This is a genomic window from Methanoculleus sediminis (assembly GCF_001017125.1).
In the GTDB taxonomy this organism is placed as follows: Archaea; Halobacteriota; Methanomicrobia; order Methanomicrobiales; family Methanoculleaceae; genus Methanoculleus; species Methanoculleus sediminis.
The window spans coordinates 91,635-107,440 of the sequence record NZ_JXOJ01000004.1; the positions used below are offsets into that span (position 1 = coordinate 91,635).

Below are 15,806 nucleotides of genomic sequence, written 5' to 3' on the forward strand. Positions count from 1 at the left end.
TACTTCTCCATCGCCACATGTCCTCTCCCGTGAACTCACAGGGAGATTGCTGAGAAAGGTCCTCCCGACATTCTCCCGATCATGACGCTACATGCCGGGTGAATCAATCCCAAGAATGAGTGTTCATAGTATGCGTATCGAGGATTAATCTTCTTGAACGCCGCAATCCAGCTGAAGAACCGTTCGACGGCACTGCGCTTCTTGAGAGTTCCCGATAGAACCAGACTGACCTCCCCCGCATCGGATATTTCCTCGATCTCCTGTTGACCGGGATATTGCTCTTGATCCCTCGTGGGAGCTCAAATTTTTCAAGGGTTGGCTCGTAGAGCCGGAAATCACGGACATTTTCCTGTGCAACCATACAGGCAAGCGCGAGCCCGTTTCGATCGACCAGAGTGTTCAGTTTATTTCCCTCTGCCTGCTTATAGCCTCATACCCGGTCGATCCCCTTTTCTGCCGGGACGTCCTTCGTATTCGTCACACAATGCAAGAGATCGACACGCAAACTTCAGATCAGGCTCCTATCGGGGAAATCTCTGATTTTTCCGTGTCTTTCGGGTCTCATATCCGGATCGGAGCATGCCGTTGAACTGTCTGCAGGGGTCGCATCCGGGTCGGCCGATGCGCGGCTTTGTTGGTGGCTGTAGTGGAGATCTCCGAGATATCATCACCGATTGCCCGGAAGGCATTGTACCTATTATTATATGGGGGATCTTATATGTTTAGGACGACCTCTATTTTAGAAGGGCCGTCTCGACATCTCTTTATTTACCCAGTCAGTGGATTGGCATCAAGCGTCCTGTTGGTAGTACTCGCATGCACTGCGCCGGATGAGAGGGCTCTTTATGCCTGGGAGATGATATCTTTCAACAGGGACAGATGCAGGAAGAGGGGCACGAAAATCCTTGTATCGTGTAGATGGATCCATTCCCGCCTGGTATGGATTCATCCCTGGGCCACTTATTCGGGGTAACGGGGCCCAATCCCCTGTTGAGTAACCTCGACGGTGCGAGCTGTCCGAGAACGTATCTGATAGGTTGAGATATGCACATAGCTACCCTGTGACATCCATAACCGGAGATAAGAATATGATTGCCGTTGTTCTGGGGACCCGGCCGGAGATTATCAAGATGAGCCCGATAATCCGGCTGTTAAGGGAGAGGCGGGCAGACTACTTCATCGTTCATTCCGGACAGCACTATTCCTATGATATGGACAAAATATTTTTCGAAGAGTTGAGGTTGCCCGTGCCGGAGTTTCATCTGGACGTGGGTTCGGGGAGCCATGGTGAGCAGACCGCAAAAATCCTCACCGGAACGGAGAGTGTTTTCTTGCAAGAGAAACCGGACACGGTGCTGGTCCAGGGAGATACGAATACAGTCCTTGCAGGAGCTCTGGCGGCGGTGAAACTGCATATCGATGTCGGGCATGTGGAGGCCGGACTCAGGAGCCATGACCGGAGGATGCCTGAAGAAATTAACAGGATCCTCACCGATCATATGTCCGAATACCTGTTCGCGCCGACCCGGGAGTCGAGGGATAACGCCGTCCAGGAAGGGATCCCCGCCGACAAGGTATACGTCACCGGGAACACCATCGTCGACTCCGTGCAACAAAATCTTCAGATTGCAGAAGATAACCGGGGCATACTTGACAGGTATTGCCTCGAGCGGGGGAAGTATTTTCTGGTAACCGCCCATCGGCAGGAGAATGTTGACGACAGATTCCGGCTGCGCAACCTTCTCAAAGCGCTGGAGGCGCTTCACGAGGAATACTTGATGCCGATCGTTTTCCCCGTACACCCGAGAACAAAGAGGAGAATGCAGGAGTACCAACTCGAAGTACCGCACAACGTTACCATCATCCCCCCCACCGGCTTTCTGGAGTTTTTAGTCCTAGAAGCGAATGCACGTCTGGTCCTGACCGATTCCGGAGGCGTGCAGGAAGAGACCTGCATCTTAAAGGTACCCTGTGTCACCCTGCGTGAGAATACCGAGAGACCGGAGACGATCGAGGTTGGATCAAATATCCTTACAGGTATAACTCCTAAGGAGATCCTGCAGGCAGTCGAGATCATGCTTGAGGGAGAGGCAAACTGGACGAATCCCTTCGGAGACGGGCGTGCTGCGCAGCATACTCTCGATTTCATCCGTAATGGATGAAGTCGAGGCATTTATTCCGTGAGGGAGATTGTTGCCCGGAGATTCAGGAACTTCAGAGCAGCATGGAGCAACTCTTGATGGTGTTCATCGGATACCACGATATTGCCGAACCCAAGTCGTGCCTCCCTGAGAAGGTGATCGTAGAGAGGGTCCAGAGCACCTCTGCGCATTGCAGCGTGAAACAATCTCGCGTCCTTTCCTGTATACCAGGTCTTGCATTTATCGAGCACCTCCGGGGGCAAGTATATCTTCCGCTTTGAAGGGAAGTGCGAATAGAACGCAAGCACCGATGAGAGATAGGGGTCTGTCTCCAGCTCGTCGTCCCCATAGTAGCACTGAAGGACAGAACGGACCAGTCCGTCATAGGGCCGCGAATAGGGCCGAGTGCTATAGAGCACGAACGGACGGTGGAATAATCTTATTGAAAGGAAAGCCAGGGCTCTTGAGATCGAGTACCCGGTGATGTCGTAATGTTCTGCGATTTCAAGGACGGATCTCAGACAACCATTGCTTGCCTCAAATTTTCCGGCATCGGAATGGATGTAGTTGCCCTTATATACCCGATAGAGATACCATGGCTCAACCTTGTGCAAATCCAAGACACCCATCCCCTGTTGACCGTTGAGGAGCCAGTAGGGCATGTTCCACTGAATGTATCTCTCAACCACGTTTGAGAAGAAAACATCAGATCTGACGAAGAAGACGTCTGACACACAGTTGGAGCCACGCAACGCAAGAAGCGTAGCTACGGTCTCCTGCTCTACGGTTGAGATCGTCTTCAGGGTGTTGCGGTTCTCGCCTTCACCGTCCATCACGGCGATATCCGCGAAGACACCGTCGCAGGTATGACGTTCCATATACTGCACGAGGCGTTCCAGAGAGTCTTTCGATTTGAATGCATCGTCAGAGTGGAGCAGGGTGACAAAATCACCTTTAACCGACTGACTGCCGGTATAGAGAGCATTGAGTTGGCCGGAATTCTGCTTCTGCTTGTGATAGCGGATTCGGGGATCGTTTAGATACGGGATGATCTTCTCACCGGTGTCATCAGATGAACCATCGTTAATGATGAGCAACTCCCAGTCTCTGTGGGTCTGAGCGAAAACAGAATCAATGGCGCTTGTAATATACTCAGCATCGTTGTACGTGGGCATCAGGATGGAAACAAGGGGATTTGACATCCTCCTCACTCCTGCCGGATGGAACGGGCGGCCTCATAAACGTTCCTGACCGTCACCGCGTGCGGGACATAGGAGTGATGCTCAACGACGTATTGCCGCGCCCTTCGGCCCATCAACCCGGTATCAACATCGCCTTTGAGGATGCTGTTTATCCTGCCGGCGATCTCTTCCGGGCTCTGCTCGGATACGAGGAACCCGGTCACGCCATCCTGGAGGACCTCCTGCATGCCGCCGATGCGCGAACATATGACGATCTTTTCACAGGCCATTCCCTCCAGCATGGAGAGCGAAGTGGCTTCCTGGACACCGTGCGACGTGATCGAAGGGATCAGGACGACGCTCGCAATGCTGTAATACCTGCCGATGGAATCGTGAGGCACAGCGCCAAGGAACTCCACCCTTGCATCTCCCTGCGCCAGTGCGGCCAGTTCAGGATACTGAGGTCCGTCCCCGAGGATCAGCAGTCTCACGTCTTTGTCCGGGATGTGCTTCATTGCCTGGATGGCAAACCGCACACCGTTCTTTGGGACGAGGCGCCGGGGTACGATGATGATAAACTGGTCCTCCCGGTAACCGGCCTCCTTGCGTATTCGAATCAGCTCGCCCGCCGGAACAGGACAGAATCGATCGGTGTCCGTGGCGTTCGGGATGACCGATGTGCGTACAGAGGGGTACCCGAAGGAGGCGCCGCTCACATAGTCCCTGAGCCTGGTATCCACGCAGATTATTCGATCGCTCCAGTGAACACCGTCCTCTTCAACAGCGGCGCAAAAGTCGAAGAACATCCTCCTTGCCTTTTCCGTCCGGATTTTGGAGTAATCAACGGCTTCGCGTGCAAAATAACCGTGAAGCGTTAGTATTTTTGGCAATGCCGCGTGGGGAAACGCCTGGTGAAACGCGTATGCTGAGACGACGTCGTGACAATGAACCGCTGAATAGGCATTGAGATCGACGGAGGACAGGGCTGCTTGCAGTTGGTTTACAATGGAAGTGACCTGGAGTTTGTCCGGAGGGATAAATTGAGCTGGATCGCCTGATAACAGTCCCCATTTGATGTATTCGAGGTATCGTGCAACCCGACTATCCGGAAATCGGGGATAAACCGTATCCACCTCGATACCCAGGGAGGTGAGCCCCTTCTCAAGCAGTAGCAGATGGATATGTTTCCCTCCGATTTTAATTGCATGAGGGTTGTCGCCGGCCACCATGAGTATCTTCATCGTAAAACTCCAGTACAGACTTATGGGAGATCCTACATAACACTATTCCTGCCGTTCAGGGAGTTTAGCCCGTGAAAAACAGATATCTGGTTGAGTTTAGCCTCCGACATTATTTCTCGACTTACTGAGAGACGTCTGCGGTCGTTCATCTGGGAATTCCAGATATCCAGGCATCCGACAATCCAGGATAAATTGCCGGCACAGAACATTGCAAGGATGGTTGGACCTCTTGAAGGTCGCCACCGCTTATCACATCAAACTCCACAGCGTGAAGATGAGTACCCTTTTCCGACGGGTTTTGGGTGCGCAGTTCCTCGAGGGTTACCACAATGCATATCGCGATCTCCGGGAAATAACCATACTCCATAAGATCTAACGGGAACCGATACCATGAAAAGATGCAGCAGAATACCGGGCAGTCCCCTCACCACCCTCATTCTCGACTTCGACGGCGTCGTCGTCGAATCCCTCCCCTTAAAGACCGCCGCGTTCCGTAAGATCTTCTCCTTTGCGCCTCCAAAACACCTCGACGAGATCATCGCCTTCCACCTCGAGAACGGCGGGATGTCCCGGTACGACAAATTCCGCCACATCTACGCAAACATCCTCCACGAAGAACTGACTCGCGAACAGGAGGGGCGGCTCGCGGACGAGTACGTCGGACTGATCTTTGAATCCATGCTCACCGTGCCGTGCGTCCGTGGCGCAGAGGTTCTCCTCCGGGACTGCTCCCGGCGACTCCCGCTCTACATCGTCTCCGCGACCCCGGAGGGCGAGATGCAGGAGATCGCCCGCCGCCGGGATCTCACGAAGTACTTCGTCCGGATCTACGGCTCGCCGAAGACGAAGGCCGAGTGCATCAGGGAGATCCTCGAAGAGACCGGTGCCGCGCCAGATGAGGCCCTCTTCGTCGGCGACGCCCCGAACGATTGGGATGCAGCCCGCGCGACCGGCGTTCGGTTCGTGGCGAGGATCCCGCCCGGCGATCCGAACCGGTTTATCGGTCGGCCGGGGGTGGAAGGGATCGTGGAGAACCTTCATGAACTCCGGGAGTATCTACGGGGGAGTGTATGCTCATCCCGATCTCGTACCCCCTGAACCGGGCCGCGCCGCTCTACCCCGGAACGGAACCGCTCACGATCACCCGCACGAGTTCCTTTGAAGGAGGCGACGCAGAGGAGAAGAGCCGGATCTCTTTTTCCAGCCACGCCGGGACGCATATCGACCTCCCCCGGCATTTCTGCCCGGGCGGAGGTTCGGTCAGGTCTCTTCTCGCCCCGGAGGCGGTCTTTGAGCCCGCGCGGTGCATCGCGCTCCCGAAGACGGGGGCGGAACCGATCCGGATCTACGACCTCCTTCCCCACCTCGATGCGATCCGGACATCGCGCGCGCTCTTCATCAGGACCGGGAGCGGCCGGCTCCGGGAGAGCGACCCGGATGCCTACGCGAGGGAGCATCCCTGGGTACACCACGAGGTTCCGGGCTTCCTCCGCATGGAGAACCCGGCTCTCAGACTGTTCGGGATAGACACCATATCCATCGCCGTCCCTGCAGAGCCGGAGGAGGGTGCGGAGGCCCACTGCGCGTTTCTCTGTGGTTCCCCGCACATCTTCCTGCTCGAGGACGTGGACCTCTCGTACGGCAGGCTGCTTGAGGAGCCCTGGACGTTGCGAGTCTATCCGACGGTCTTCGATGACCTGGAGGGGGTGCCGGCGGTGGCGCTCGCGGAGTTTGGCTAATCCTGTACGACTCTGTAACTTAACAATACTCAAGCCGGGCGCTCGATATCTTATTGAGGGTGAGTGAGGCCCCATAAACGTAGTCAGCGGCCGGCCGAAAGATACTGATGATCTATGACGCCTGCAGAGTAACTCCATTTGAGGGATATGTAGCGATCCTGCATACATCAGTGCATTCGCGGCCTTTGGGCGCATGGATACCTTCTACCCCCTCTTGATGCCTGGAGTGGAGTTGTCTTCGCAAAGATCTGAAAAGAGGATTAATTTTTGTAAACTAATCTGCTACTTCTGATTTTTCTGATCGTAGGGATAACTGCACTTTTTGTCGTTGTCTGTAAATAATGTACACGATTGCAGCCCAGTTCAGTGCCTGGAATGTCAGCGGCAGCAGTATGTTTGAGTTTACCAGTTCACCGTAGTTAAGCCAGAATAAACTGAGCAAAGCGGTATCGACGATCATGAGGAGGGTAAGTTTTCCAAGTTCTTCGTTAGAGATGAACCAGTAAGCGAAGAATGGAAAGGCCCATAGAAAGTAGTGAGGATAAATGTTTTTATTGAGCATTACAAACAAAGCCACAAACAATGCGATGCTTTCAAAAGTACAATCTGCGAAAAGACCGTATTTTTTAATGATTAGATATGCTGCTATGAGCAGAACTGCTTGAAGAGCGAATGGCAACGTAGTGGATTCTAGCGGGAGAACGTTATAAATGGAGAAAGAATCCGGATATTTTGAGCCGGTCAATACAAGATCCTGCAGTGTTGCCTGGACATCGAAGTACAGGTAGGGTGCTATGATGGCGGCACAGGTGCCTAGAAGGATGACACCATATACGAAGGTATTCTTCCAGGCTTTTCTTACTCCAAGGAAAGCCAGCATAGGGATTGCCGCCAAAAAGGGGAAGAATTTATACATCGCTCCAAAGCCGATGAAGAACGATGAGGCAACAAGTGAGTCATAGAGGAAGTAATGTATTCCGAGTATCATGAGGAAGATGGCAACCGAATCGAAAAGGCCCAGGACATCAGACGTGAGAACGGAGAGGGGCAGCAAGAGATATGCTAAGGCCATCTGCCTTCCGACAACTTCGCTTGATCGCTTTCCCATGTGATATAACGCCCACGTCAGCGCTGCATCACCGATAATGGCAGGGAGTTTTGCTACAAGGATTGTGTCTCCAAGGGTCTTCAGGAGAAATGCCTGAAAATAGGCGTGTAATGGCGGATAAAAAAAGTCCGCATCTACATACAACAATTTTCCTTCGATAAGGCCGTGAGCACCAACCAGGTGGTCGGTAATGTCGCTGCCGTGATGCCCTGATACGACGGCAATGAGAAGACGAAGTAAGTATAAGGCGATACATACGGCGATAAACACCGTATAATCATTCCAAGATTTTGCAATGACGCTTTTCGTTTTTGTCAGTATGTTGCCTTCATAGTTCATTATAACCATGCCCTGGTTCTGAAATATAGAATCTCTTGGCTGAAATCATTTCAAAATTATTCGAAAGCCAAGGATTTACCTCGATTTGAACAGAGTGTCTGCCGTTCTACCGAATAACCTTCAAATGCAAATCCAATCGCGATTTGGCTATACTCTGGTTGCCACCTCATGGATGAGCCCCTGGAATAACGAGAACGCCCTTCTTCACATAATCTCAGGATGAAAGATAATATATATTGTTAATTTCCATTCGGAAACCGTCTTAAACTCCGGTAAGCTCTAAAGATTGTCTGATCGATCCAGGATTTGAGGCTCTCCTGCAGAAATGCCATGATCTCTTCGTTCTGTAACCGAGGACATGGCATGGTGCGAGTAGGCACCGAATACCTCGGAGCCGACCATGTAGTAGGGTGCGGAGGTGGTCTCCTCCCCGACCAGCCGGTAACACAACCCGTCAGGTAGCCCGGTCTCCCCGAAGATTACAACGAGAACGATAGCACGCCCAATCTTGGCGAAATCGATATCTCCGCTGGCGGCAGGCGCCGGCGGGTCGGAATCGGCGCTGTCGAGGGGGTCGAACCTTGTCACGGCACCTGTTTTCGAAGCTGTCCGCAGGCGTCATCGTTCAGGTCTTCTAGTTTCAGGGCCGTGTTCATGACGCTGGTCTGGCCCGAAACAACGGTGACGAACTCCGATGGGGAGTGAATCCCTCTTTCGTGATCGTAACATTGCGGACGCCAGACGTGACGCCGCTCTTCGCGAATTCATCGGAACAGGGTGCCGGGTTGTCCTACCCGGCGCCCGAGCCCGTTAAGGGCCTGTAACACGACTGGAAATGAGTGTGTTACCCCCAGTGGCCCAAACCCCTTGTCCCCTGGCAGTAAATCTCCAACTCCCGGATCAGATAATCCCCATCTCCGACAACCTCGTCGGCAGGTACTCCTTCGTCACGAAGTCGAGCCCCCGGCTCGCGAACGCCTGCTGTTCCGACTTCAGCTTCATCTCGAGCTGCAGGTTGATCTGGTTCCTCCAGTAGTCGGTTGCAAACCTCGGATCGGTCAGCTCCGCCTTTAAAGCACTGACGTCCTGCTCGGTGAGGTGGTCGGCCGGGAGGTTGTAGTCGGAGATGTCGGAGGGCTGCACCCCGATGAACTGCGCCTGGGGGGTCGCGAGAAGTTCCGACATATGCGCGCTCTTGATCGAGCCGTAGGCGACGCTCGCGAAGATCCGGTACGACCAGGGGTCGCCGTCGGTGAAGACGACCACCGGGAGGCCGAGCGAGTCGTTGAGCCTCCGCAGAACCCGCCGTGTCGACCGCGCCGGCTGCCCCTTGAGGTGAACCAGGATCGCCCCGTACTCCTCGTCGAACCCGTTTTCCATCAGACGGGCGTACATACCGCCGGTCTCGATGGCGATGACGAACTTCGCGTCGTGGTCGATGAATTCGAGGTTGTCGACGTTGTTCGGGATGGGGTAGCCCGCCTCCCCGACATCCTCCTGGCAGTGCATCTCCTTGACGCCGCGCCGGGTGGTCTCCCGGAGCCGCAGGGGGCCGAAGATCGAGGCGCCGTCCTCCTCCGGCCGGAGGTGGAAGGCCTCACGCTGCACCTCGGCGATGATCTCGAGGTCCTCGATCAGGAGGTTGCTCTCGTCCTGGGCGGCGAACTTCGCCTTCTTCCAGCCTTCGGAGATGTAATACAACTCTCTCAAGGTCGACGACCGGTTCTCCACAAGCTGCTGCTTCAAAAACCCGATGAGGTAAGCCATCTTCAGGAGATGGACCGCGCCTTTCTCGGTCGACGCCGCCCGGGTGCTCTCCCTCTCGCCGTACTTCCAGACTTCGCTTTCGTCGTCGTACGCGATGTTCCGCTTCGTCCGCGTCGGCAGCCGGATGAACGGCACGATGCCGTCCCGCATCTGGTCGTACCAGGCATGGGCGATACCGACGAGCCGCTCTTTTGCCAGCGCATCCATCTCTTCCCTAGACATCGAGATCCACCACCACTTTCACGCCGTCCTCCACGCCGCGCAGATCGACCGAACCGTCGCCAGAACCCGTGTAGGCGATATGCCAGGCCTCACCGGCGTCGAGCGTGCGCCGCCAGACCTTGTTGTATTCTCCGTCCATGTTGTCCACGAAGTCCGGCCGGGGCACCGCGTCCTCCGCCGCATCGCGGGAGAGGTTGTAGAGGACGAGGGTGACTTCCTTCGCGGTGTAGTTGTTCACGTCGATACGGACCTTCCCGTCGACCGTCCGCTTCTTCGCGACGACTTTCCTCATGATCTTCCCCTCGATCGGGGAGGTGTCGACGAGGGGGAGTTCCACGATCTCGCTCACCTTTGCGGCGATCTCGGGGATGACCGAGCATATCGCCCGGGCACGATCGTCCTGCTGCTTCTTTTTGTCCCGCCGGTAGAGATAGGTCTTGAGCTCCCGGCCGAGTTCCTGGAGGACGAGGACGACCTCCCGCTCGATCTCCGGGATGGACGCGACCGCGTCCTTGCTCTCGCTCGTGAAGGGAACGTTCGTGGACGCCACGTGAACCATGATCAGCACCGGCCCCATGGGAAGGCCCTGCTGCGAGAGGCCGTAACTCTTCCAGTTCACCTGGGAGGCACAGCTCGTGATCGCGCAGGCCCCCTGCTGGTAGAGGAGCGGGACGCGGTTTGCGAACCGGAAGAGCTGGGCGGTGCCCTCGGGGGGGACCTTGCCGCCGTAGCCGATCGCCGCCTCGATGATGAACGAGTGCCCGCCGTAGACGGTGCTCGGGCGGGTGCGGGCCTTGATGAAGTCGAGCTGGATCTCCTTCTCGAGCCCCTTGCAGATCAGGTCTTCCCCGATGGGGGAGAGGCACTGCTGCGCCGGCGGGGCCGGGACCTTCACGGCCTGCATGGCGTCGAGGAGCCGTTTGAGTTCTTCCGACTCGAGTTTGTTCACCTTCCGGGTAGGTTTGAGGTTGGCAAGCGCGATCATCTCGTCCGCGGTCTTCTTCCCGACCTTGGAGAAACTGCCGATGAGGAACTCCTCGACGGTTCCGGTGTTCGCGGCGGCGATTCTCTTCAACGCCCCGAACTCGATCCCGTGCGGGTGGGGGAGGATGGGTTTCGGGCACGGCGGAACCTCGCCCGACACCCGCTCGAAGACAGTCATCTCGCCGTCGATATCGGCCGTTATCCGGGCGTGCGGGTTGACGATCGCCGTCAGGCGGAGGTAGTCCACCAGCCGCTTCTTCGCGGCAAGGCTGCTCTTGAACTGGATCTCGATCCGTGTCCCGTGCGTCCGATCCCAGTCGATCTCCTCGTGGCTGACGATCTCCGGCTCGTTGGTCTCGGTCCGGATCAGCAGCTCGAACCGATGGGCTCTCGCCTTCGCCCCCGTCCGGGAGACGACCTGCGTCGGGATGCCGGTGGTGAGCTGCGCGTACAGCACCGCCGCCGATATCCCGATACCCTGCTGCCCGCGGCTCTGCCGGATCTGGTGGAACCGGGAGCCGTAGAGGAGTTTCCCGAAGACCAGCGGGACGTTCTCCGGCACGATGCCGGGGCCGTTGTCCTCGACCGTTATCCGGTAGACCTCGGCGTCGACCTTTTTGATGCCGACGAAGATGTCGGGGAGCACCTCCGCTTCCTCGCAGGCGTCGAGCGCGTTGTCCACCGCTTCCTTGATGGTGGTGATGATGCCTCGCGTCGGAGAATCGAAACCGAGCAGATGCTTGTTCTTCTCGAAGAACTCCGCGACGCTGATGCTCCGCTGCTGCTTCGCCAGGTCTTCAGCAAGCACCATGCCGCGCCACCTCGGCGATGGCCTCCTCGAGGCTCCTCTCCTGCTGCTCGCCGGAGTGGAGGTTCTTGAGGGTCACCGTGCCTGCCTCGACCTCGCGTTTCCCGAGAACCGCGGCGAAGTCAGCGGTCTTTGCGGCGTGGGAGAGCTGGGCGCCCATCCCCCGCTGCATCAGGTCGGCCTCGGCCCGGATCCCCGCCGCCCGGAACGCCCGGGCGACCTCGAGCGCCCGCGCCCGTCCTTCCGGCGTGCTGACGACGCCGACGACGGGTTCGTGCGCGAGTTCGAACTCCCCGATCGAGACCGCGACTCGATCAAAGCCGATGGCAAACCCGCAGGATGCGACGTCGTCGCCGCCGAAGAGGTGGGCGAGCCGGTAGGTGCCGCCGCCGAGGATCTGGTTCTCCGCGCCGAGGTTCTTCGCGAACCCCTCAAAGACCATCCCGGTGTAGTAGTCGAGCCCCCGGGCGATCCCGAAGTCGGGCCGGTAGTCGATATTCAGAGAATCAAGAAGCGCAAACGTCTCCTCGATCCGCGCGCGCTCCGGGACGTCGCCGGCGACCTCGAAGACCTCGGAGACGGTGCGGCACTCACCGAGCGCCGCGAGGGGTTCGGCAAGATGGGTGAGGTTCTTCTCGACCAGCGCCGCTTCGAGCCCGTTAGGGTCGTGCTTGTCGAGGTACGCCATGATCGCCCGCTGGTCGCCGGGCTCGAGGGCGGAGAGGAGATGCTTCATCGGCGCGAGGTGGCCGACGTGGAGATCGAAGGTGACGCCGGTCGACCGGAGGGTATCGTCAGCGAGCATGATCACCTCGGCGTCGGCGCTCGCCGTGTCCGCGCCGATCAGCTCGACGCCGAACTGCCAGAACTGCCGGTAACGGCCTTTCTGGGGGCGTTCGTAGCGGAAACAGTCGGCAAAGTAGCACCAGCGGAGGGGTTTCGGGAGCACCTTGCCCTCGTTGACGTACATCCGGAGCACCGCCGCGGTCACCTCCGGCCGGAGCGTCATCTTTCTCCCGCCCTTGTCCTCGAAGACGTACATCTCCTGGATGATCCCTTCGCCGGACTTCATCGTGAAGAGTTCGAGGTGTTCGAAGTCGGGGGTGCAGACCTCCCGGTATCCCCACCGGCGGGCCGCCTCCCGCATCCGCCGCTCGATCAGCCGCCGCCGTTCCATCTCGTCGGGTAAAAAGTCCCGTGTTCCCCGTGGTTTCTGAAGCATTCGGTATTCTCCTGAATTAAAGTCTCTTGCGCGAACCCTTATCTTTTGTGCGCTCCGCACTGCCGAAGAACCGCTCGCGGGCGCCCTCGCCGTGCCAGACGTTCTCCCTCTCGACCCGTCCCTGGAGGTAGAGAGCCAGGAGAACCAGCCCGAGGCCGAGGTACTCCCACGCTTCGGCGTATGCGGTCACGAAGAAGCCCAGCAGGGCGAGCGCCGTGAAGGGAACCCCGAGGTACGCCGCCTTCCGGTATCCGGAGAGACCTGTACGGGAGAATATCCGCAGGTCCCGGAGCCAGAGGAAAGCGGTGACGGCAACGCCGAAGCCTGCGACGTAGGCAAGATAGGACATGAGATGAAGTAATATTATACTTCCACCCCTATTTTTGTTATCGAACTATGCTGCCGAATGCCACCATCAGGGACATCCTCCGGATGTATCGTAACGGCGAGGTATCTGAGGACGAGGCTGCCGGTGCCCTCGAAGGGCTCCGCATCGAGGTTCTCGACGGCATGGCCCGGATCGATGCCGGGAGGAGCGTGCGCTGCGGGATGCCCGAGGTGGTGCTCGCCGAAGGTAAGGAGCCGGAGGCGTTTGCCGGGATCATGCTCGCGCAGGTGAAGGCTGCCGGAAGGTGCGTCGGAACACGGGTCTCGCCGGAGCATCTCGACGCCCTGCGGGCCCGGCTGCCGCTGGAGGTTCGGATGGAGCACCGGGAGGCGGCACGGGCGGTCATCCTCTCGACGGGGAACAATCCCGCTCCCCGGCGGGGAACCGTCGCCATCCTCACGGCGGGGACGTCCGACATCCCCGTCGCCGAGGAGGCGAGACTGATCGCCGAGGAGATGGGGTGCGAGGTCAGGACGGCCTACGACGTCGGGGTGGCGGGGATCCACCGCCTTTTCTCGGCGCTCAAGGACCTGATCCCGGCAGACGTCTTTGTGGTGGCCGCCGGACGGGAGGGGACGCTCCCCGCGATCGTCGCGGGGCTCGTCGACCGCCCGGTGATCGGCGTCCCCGTCAGCACCGGCTACGGCTACATGGGCGGCGGCGAGGCGGCGCTTGCGAGCATGCTCCAGTCGTGCTCGGTGCTTGCGGTGGTGAACATCGACGCCGGGTTCACGGCAGGCGCGTTTGCCGCGCAGGTCGCGCACGGGGGTAGCCGGGAATGAGCCGCGGGTTCTACATCGGGCGGTTCCAGCCCTACCACAACGGGCACCAGTCGGTGCTGGAGCGGATAGCCTGCTCCGCCGACGAGATCGTCATCGGGGTGGGGAGCGCCCAGGTCTCGCATACCGTGGAGAACCCCTTCACGGCGGGAGAACGGGTGCTGATGCTCACCCGGTCGCTCGCCGACCTCGACTGTCCGTTCTACGTCATCCCGATCGAGGACGTCCAGCGCAATGCCCTCTGGGTCGCCCACGTCCGTTCGATGACACCGCCGTTCGATACGGTCTACTCATCGAACCCCCTCGTCATGCAGCTCTTCGCCGAGGCGGGGATGGAAGTCCAGTCCCCTGATATGTACGAACGATTGACGCACTCCGGGACCGTCATCCGGGAGCGGATGCTCGACGGCGAACCCTGGGAGCACCTGGTTCCTCCTGCCGTGGTGGACGTCATCCGCGAGATCCACGGCGTGGAACGGCTGCAGCGGATCGCGGGGAGCGACTGACGGGCGGAACCCTGATGGGTACGCCCGCCCTAATCAGATGAATCATGTTCAAGCAACTGCGAGACCTCTTCCGGCGAGCCGAACCGGAGGAAGAGAGCCTGAAATTCTCGTTCGACGGCCTTCCTGCGTGGCTCGACGCCCGTGAAGAGGAGATCGGGCACGAACTTTCCGGTGCGACGGCTCCATCGCGTGAGGCGATCCGCGGCACCCTCGAGCGCCTCCGCGAGGCGGTCGCCCGGATGGAGACGGCCGAAGGCGACGGGGAGGTTCACCCCCGGCTCCGCGACATCTCGAGAAAAGCGCTTCCGGGATTCACGAAGTCTACAGCGCAGATCCTTTCCCGCGAGCCAACCGGTGACCCCGAGACGTTCTACGCGACCGCCGCCGAGATCCTGAAGGGATCGCTCAAGGCGCTGAAAGGACAGGGGAAGTACCTCTCCTCCGTCTATCCGGACGAGATGAAGGAGGTGCGGGCAGCCGTCAAAGATCTGGGGCGGGAGGTCAATACGATGAACGAGCCCCTCGCCCGGGCGCGTGACGGCCGCCGGCAGGTGGAGGACGTGCGGGAGTCGCATGCAACCCTTTCCCGGATCCGCGAGGAGTATGCCGCCGCCGACGGTCAGGTGCGGGAATACGGGGCTGCGCTCGCGGAGGCGGAGAGCGCGATCCACAGGGCGGAAGAGGAACTTGCCGCCCTCAAACAGCGCCCGGACTATGCCCGCAAGCTGGAGCTCGAGGAGAAGATCCGGGCATTCGATGCCACGGACGAGGAGGCCGGACGGGAGATGGCGACTCTCCGGACCACCGCCGTCCATGTCTTGCGGAAGGCCGGGAAGGTGGCCGAAAAGACGGGGGATAGTACGGCTGCCGCGTCAATCGACCGTGCGCTCGACGCGTATACGGATGACGGAAAAGACCCCGTCGGCCCTACTGAAGAGGCGATGCCGGCCGTTCTCGCCATGATCCGGCGGGAGGAACTCCCTCTCAAGAACCAGGACGAAGTCCGCCTCTTCTCCGACGCCGAAACCCTGCCTGCCGCGATGAAGCAGGCGCTGGAGAAGCAGCGGGACGTCCGGGTGAAGCGGGCGGCAGAGCAGCAGACCCTGGCCGCGCTCCCGGTGGTTGTCGAGGAGCAGCGTCTTGCGACCGCGCTCCCGGGGCTGCGCCGGGAGGCCGAGGCAAAGGCCGCCGCGAAGGCCCGGGCGGAGAGCCAGCGGGAGATGCTGCAGGTTTCGTATGCTGCCGAAAGCGAGGATCTCCGGTCGCGCACGGCTGCTCTCGCCGGCCGGGATGCGGAGGTAGACATACCCGATCTTGTGCCTCCGCCCTCATAACCCGGAGGGCCCGAAGGGAAACCCTGTTTACCCTCTGCAGATAATTA

14 protein-coding genes are annotated in these 15,806 nt (G+C 58.7%); 6 read left to right on the plus strand and 8 right to left on the minus strand.

All coding sequences use genetic code 11. From position 1 onward, the window contains the following. Positions 1-1,088 precede the first annotated feature (1,088 nt). Positions 1,089-2,162, plus strand: coding sequence for a non-hydrolyzing UDP-N-acetylglucosamine 2-epimerase (gene wecB, locus SZ63_RS08985; protein ID WP_048184416.1), 1,074 nt, complete (start codon positions 1,089-1,091; stop codon positions 2,160-2,162). A gap of 11 nt (positions 2,163-2,173) precedes the next feature. Here the strand turns inward: wecB and SZ63_RS12465 are convergent, their stop codons facing one another. Continuing rightward, positions 2,174-3,343 (minus strand): glycosyltransferase family 2 protein, encoded by a 1,170-nt coding sequence (locus tag SZ63_RS12465; protein ID WP_241481313.1) that lies wholly within the window; start codon positions 3,341-3,343, stop codon positions 2,174-2,176. Positions 3,344-3,348: 5 nt separating this feature from the next. Continuing rightward, positions 3,349-4,563, minus strand: a complete 1,215-nt coding sequence (locus SZ63_RS08995) for a glycosyltransferase family 4 protein (RefSeq protein ID WP_048184418.1) — start codon at positions 4,561-4,563, stop codon at positions 3,349-3,351. Positions 4,564-4,953: 390 nt separating this feature from the next. On the opposite strand from SZ63_RS08995, the gene SZ63_RS09000 reads away from it, so the two are divergent. Together SZ63_RS09000 and SZ63_RS09005 are read left to right on the plus strand one after the other, a co-directional pair. Beyond that, the gene (locus SZ63_RS09000; RefSeq protein WP_048184422.1) at positions 4,954-5,661 is read left to right on the plus strand and encodes an HAD family hydrolase; all 708 of its coding nucleotides are present in this window, start codon (positions 4,954-4,956) and stop codon (positions 5,659-5,661) included. Continuing rightward, a complete protein-coding gene (locus SZ63_RS09005; RefSeq protein ID WP_048184423.1) occupies positions 5,634-6,302 on the plus strand; it encodes a cyclase family protein in 669 nt (222 codons plus the stop codon). The genes SZ63_RS09000 and SZ63_RS09005 overlap by 28 nt, the downstream gene beginning before the upstream one ends. Positions 6,303-6,576: 274 nt before the next feature. On the opposite strand, the gene SZ63_RS09010 is transcribed toward SZ63_RS09005, so the two are convergent. The 6 genes from SZ63_RS09010 to SZ63_RS09035 all read right to left on the minus strand — a co-directional run bounded on the left by SZ63_RS09010 (position 6,577) and on the right by SZ63_RS09035 (position 13,101). After that, a complete protein-coding gene (locus SZ63_RS09010) occupies positions 6,577-7,758 on the minus strand; it encodes a glycosyltransferase family 39 protein (protein ID WP_048184425.1) in 1,182 nt (393 codons plus the stop codon). 270 nt (positions 7,759-8,028) lie between these two features. After that, positions 8,029-8,337, minus strand: coding sequence for a hypothetical protein (locus tag SZ63_RS09015; protein ID WP_048112070.1), 309 nt, complete (start codon positions 8,335-8,337; stop codon positions 8,029-8,031). Between the two features lie 312 nt (positions 8,338-8,649). Continuing rightward, complete coding sequence (locus SZ63_RS09020; RefSeq protein ID WP_048184427.1) at positions 8,650-9,738, minus strand: DNA topoisomerase IV subunit A; 1,089 nt, start codon at positions 9,736-9,738, stop codon at positions 8,650-8,652. Further along, the gene (locus SZ63_RS09025) at positions 9,731-11,533 is read right to left on the minus strand and encodes a DNA topoisomerase VI subunit B (RefSeq protein ID WP_048184429.1); all 1,803 of its coding nucleotides are present in this window, start codon (positions 11,531-11,533) and stop codon (positions 9,731-9,733) included. The genes SZ63_RS09020 and SZ63_RS09025 overlap by 8 nt, the downstream gene beginning before the upstream one ends. Next, positions 11,520-12,752 carry a histidine--tRNA ligase gene (hisS, locus tag SZ63_RS09030; protein WP_048184430.1) on the minus strand — a complete coding sequence of 411 codons (1,233 nt, stop codon included), beginning with the start codon at positions 12,750-12,752 and terminating at the stop codon, positions 11,520-11,522. The genes SZ63_RS09025 and hisS overlap by 14 nt, the downstream gene beginning before the upstream one ends. A gap of 16 nt (positions 12,753-12,768) precedes the next feature. Further along, positions 12,769-13,101: a hypothetical protein gene (locus SZ63_RS09035; RefSeq protein ID WP_048184432.1), complete on the minus strand. Its 333-nt coding sequence runs from the start codon at positions 13,099-13,101 to the stop codon at positions 12,769-12,771. Between the two features lie 47 nt (positions 13,102-13,148). Here SZ63_RS09035 and larB point away from each other — a divergent pair, with 47 nt between their 5' ends. Genes larB through SZ63_RS09050 form a run of 3 tightly spaced genes read left to right on the plus strand, consistent with a single transcriptional unit; the run spans position 13,149 to position 15,759 of the window. Further along, positions 13,149-13,922: a nickel pincer cofactor biosynthesis protein LarB gene (gene larB, locus SZ63_RS09040; protein WP_048184434.1), complete on the plus strand. Its 774-nt coding sequence runs from the start codon at positions 13,149-13,151 to the stop codon at positions 13,920-13,922. After that, the gene (locus SZ63_RS09045) at positions 13,919-14,425 is read left to right on the plus strand and encodes a nicotinamide-nucleotide adenylyltransferase (protein ID WP_048184436.1); all 507 of its coding nucleotides are present in this window, start codon (positions 13,919-13,921) and stop codon (positions 14,423-14,425) included. The genes larB and SZ63_RS09045 overlap by 4 nt, the downstream gene beginning before the upstream one ends. A gap of 44 nt (positions 14,426-14,469) precedes the next feature. Further along, a complete protein-coding gene (locus tag SZ63_RS09050) occupies positions 14,470-15,759 on the plus strand; it encodes a hypothetical protein (RefSeq protein ID WP_048184438.1) in 1,290 nt (429 codons plus the stop codon). Positions 15,760-15,806: the final 47 nt, after the last annotated feature.